The sequence below is a fragment of the Bacillus sp. 7884-1 genome, from assembly GCF_002272245.1.
Taxonomy (GTDB): Bacteria; Bacillota; Bacilli; order Bacillales; family Cytobacillaceae; genus Neobacillus.
On the sequence record NZ_NPDD01000313.1, the window covers coordinates 1 to 3,544 of the forward strand.

A 3,544-nucleotide genomic window follows, 5' to 3' on the forward strand; every position below is an offset into this window, starting at 1 on the left:
TGAACTGGCTTTTTTAAATAGCATTATTACCAAAAGGGTAAAAATTATTGAAAAATTAACAATTATCCCCTTTATATATTGTACAATAATGATAGACATACCATTAATTCAAGTAAGCCAAATAGGCTATTTCATAAACACAGCTCATTTCCATCAATGCTAAAGAAAAGATAAATAATTGGGTGGCCAATTGTAAAAGTTATGATGAGGCCGCATATATTTATTTTAGAGAGGAGTAAATTCAGGTTATAAAAATGTAGAATAATCCAGGAGCTTTTAGCATTTTAGTCCACAAGTAAATAGGAGGAAAACTCTATGAGTCGATTGACGAAGCAAGAAAAGAGCTGGGTTTTTTATGATTGGGCTAATTCTGCTTACTCCATATTAATTACAACAGCCATCTTTCCCTTATATTTTAAAGCAGCTGCAGATAGTGCAGGTCTTGCAGGGTCTACCTCTACTGCGTATTTGGGATACGCAAATTCTTTTGGGACACTCCTCGTTTCGATTTGTGCACCGATTCTAGGAACCATTGGGGATTTTAGAGGCTTAAAAAAGAGGTTATTTACCTTTTTTGTGATTCTAGGTATTGCCTTTACGGCACTGTTGGCAGTTGTCCCAACTAATCAGTGGTTTATCCTCTTAATCTGTTATATTATTACCGTCATTGGTTTTGGAGGAGCCAATATCTTTTATGATGCCTTCCTTGTAGACGTTACGAGTGAAGAACGGATGAATAAGATATCTGCACGCGGGTTTGCAATGGGCTATATCGGGAGTACTATTCCTTTCATTATCGGTATTGCTCTCATTCTATTATCTCAACAAGGGGTTCTGCCTTTATCAGTAACCGTCTCCACGCAGATAGCCTTTGCAATCACCGCGATTTGGTGGGGAACCTTTACGATTCCAATGTTAAAAAATGTTGAACAGGTCTATTACGTCGAGCGGGTTGCAAAACCGATTTCTACCAGCTTTAAAAAAGTATTTCAAACTCTTAAAAGGATAAAAGCTTACCGTCCTTTATTTCTATTCCTTATTGCATATTTCTTTTATATTGATGGCGTTCACACGATCATCACTATGTCCACTGCCTATGGAACTGATCTTGGGATATCATCTACAAATCTGTTAATAATTCTTTTTGCTACACAAGTTATTGCTGCTCCGTTCGCTATGCTGTATGGAAGGCTGGCAGATAAATTCACAGGAAAGAGAATGTTATTAGTTGGCATTTTTATTTATATTATTATTTGTATCTATGCTTATTTTATGAAAACAACCTTAGATTTCTGGATTTTAGCGATGCTTGTCGGTTCCTCACAGGGCGGGATTCAGGCTCTTAGCCGTTCTTATTTTGCGAAGCTGGTACCGAAGGAAAATGCTAACGAATTTTTTGGATTCTATAATATTTTTTATAAATTCGCCTCAATTCTTGGGCCGGCTTTAGTTGGATTTACCGCCCAAATAACTGGTAATACAAATGCTGGAGTATTTAGTTTAGTTATTTTATTTATCATTGGCGGAGCCGTTTTACTGCGAGTTCCTGAAACCACTGAAAAAATCCAGGTAATTAATAAATAATGACATAAACCAACAACGCCTTGGGAAATTACCCAAGGCGTTGTTGGTGTTAGATATTATGCAAAAAGATCTTTATCAAGAATCATTTCCTTCTCGAGATGACTAGCCCGAATTCCAAATCTTGGCTTCAACTGGCCAATTTCTTCACCTAGCAATAATTTTATGGCTAGGTAAGGAAGGTTCAGTCCTGTTAAACAGCTAAAATGCATGCCCCCGCTCATTCGGGGATTGATTTCGAGCAGCTTAGGGATACCCTGATTATATTTAACTTGAATATTAAAGATAAACGGTATAGGAAAGTGTTGATGAAACCGATGAGCAAGTTGAATAAGCTCATGGTGATCTAAGATTTCTCTTATCCTTCCATCCCCCTTCATTCTGGGTATGGCAGCGTACAGCTGCTCATTCGATGCAACACAATCAATGCTGAATTCCGGACCCTCTAAATACTCTAGCACCATTAAATCTGGGAAAACCTCTTGCTGGCCTAAAATTTCACATGCGTAATGGTATGGGAGGCGACGGCTGCTTGCCCTTCTAAACAGCTGGTCAATACTTTCAATCCGATCCTCAATAACGCGAAAACCAATGGCTCCTTCACCAACAACAGGTTTAAAACACACTGTATGTCCTTTATCCCGCAAACATTGATACGCGGTTTTGAAATCGTTGATATTATTAACAACATAAAATTCTGGTATCGAAACAAGTTTTGCTCCATTCTCTTCCTTTTGCATGATGGAATGGTAGGCAGCTGCTTTATTATCCAGTGTCTCCATCAATTCTGAGTCTGGACATACCAACACCTTCACACCAATTGCTTCAAAATCAGCCAGCCTCTTTGCGATTAGAGTATTCTCTTTTCTTGGGATGAAAATATCAATCTTATGCTTCTGACAAAACTCCAAACAAAACTCAATATATTCCTCACCTGACACGGTGGGTTCTGTAAAGGCATAATCACAATACTGTAAATAGAGAGCGTCCTTATTCGAATGAGTCCCAAAAATCTCGAACCTCCGTCCCTCATCATTACTACGAATCAACTCCATAAAATGCGTAACCGTCGTAAACCACCTATTAAACCAAATTCTCATACGAAACCTCTTTCATGTTGAATTCTTCAAACTAAAAACCTTAAACATTATTCGCCTATAATCTCCATTTTATACATTTCACTATATATTTCGATGTATAAGTGGAGACAAAATGTATATTCGGTGACAGGCACCAAATGATATAATGAAACAAATAGATGTTGGACGAGGTGTTGGGTATGTGTGGACGGTTTACGTTGACGGCTACGGTTGATCAGTTGATTGATCGGTTTGATGTGGAGTTTTTTCTGCAGGAGGAGGAGTATTTGCCTAGTTATAATGTGGCTCCTTCGCAATCGGTGTTAGCGGTGATTAATAATGGATCGCAAAATAAGATGGGGTTTTTACGTTGGGGGTTAATTCCGCCCTGGGCGAAGGATATGTCAATTGGTTATAAAATGATTAATGCACGTGCCGAGACTCTATCTGATAAACCAAGCTTTCGAAATGCCTATAAGAAAAAACGCTGTTTGATTGTGGCCGATAGTTTTTATGAATGGAAAAAGGTTGATAGTAAGACCAAAATTCCGATGAGAATAAAGCTGAAATCAAATGAATTATTTGCTATGGCTGGTCTCTGGGAGAATTGGAAATCCCCCGAAGGAAAATCAATTTATTCTTGTTCGGTGATCACCACGAGTCCGAACGAGCTGGTTCAAGACATCCATGACCGGATGCCTGTTATCTTAAAACCTGAAGATGAAAAATATTGGCTTGACCCTTCCATAACAGAGACTAATAAGCTTCATCACTTACTTAAACCACTTGAGCATAGTTTAATGGAAGCCTATGAAGTGAGTCCTTTAGTTAATTCACCTAAAAATAATTCAATCCAACTGATTCAAAAAATCTGTTAAGCCTAT

At 38.1% G+C, this 3,544-nt stretch carries 3 protein-coding genes; 2 read left to right on the top strand and 1 reads right to left on the bottom strand.

Going from position 1 to position 3,544, the window contains the following annotated elements; genetic code table 11:
• Positions 1-315 precede the first annotated feature (315 nt).
• Positions 316-1,584 carry an MFS transporter gene (locus CHI06_RS28795; RefSeq protein WP_095252050.1) on the top strand — a complete coding sequence of 423 codons (1,269 nt, stop codon included), beginning with the start codon at positions 316-318 and terminating at the stop codon, positions 1,582-1,584.
• A gap of 56 nt (positions 1,585-1,640) precedes the next feature.
• Here the strand turns inward: CHI06_RS28795 and CHI06_RS28800 are convergent, their stop codons facing one another.
• On the bottom strand, positions 1,641-2,681 hold the full coding sequence (locus tag CHI06_RS28800; protein ID WP_095252051.1) for an ATP-grasp domain-containing protein: 1,041 nt from the start codon (positions 2,679-2,681) through the stop codon (positions 1,641-1,643).
• A 179-nt stretch (positions 2,682-2,860) separates the two neighbouring features.
• On the opposite strand from CHI06_RS28800, the gene CHI06_RS28805 reads away from it, so the two are divergent.
• A complete protein-coding gene (locus CHI06_RS28805) occupies positions 2,861-3,538 on the top strand; it encodes an SOS response-associated peptidase (protein WP_095252052.1) in 678 nt (225 codons plus the stop codon).
• Positions 3,539-3,544 lie beyond the last annotated feature (6 nt).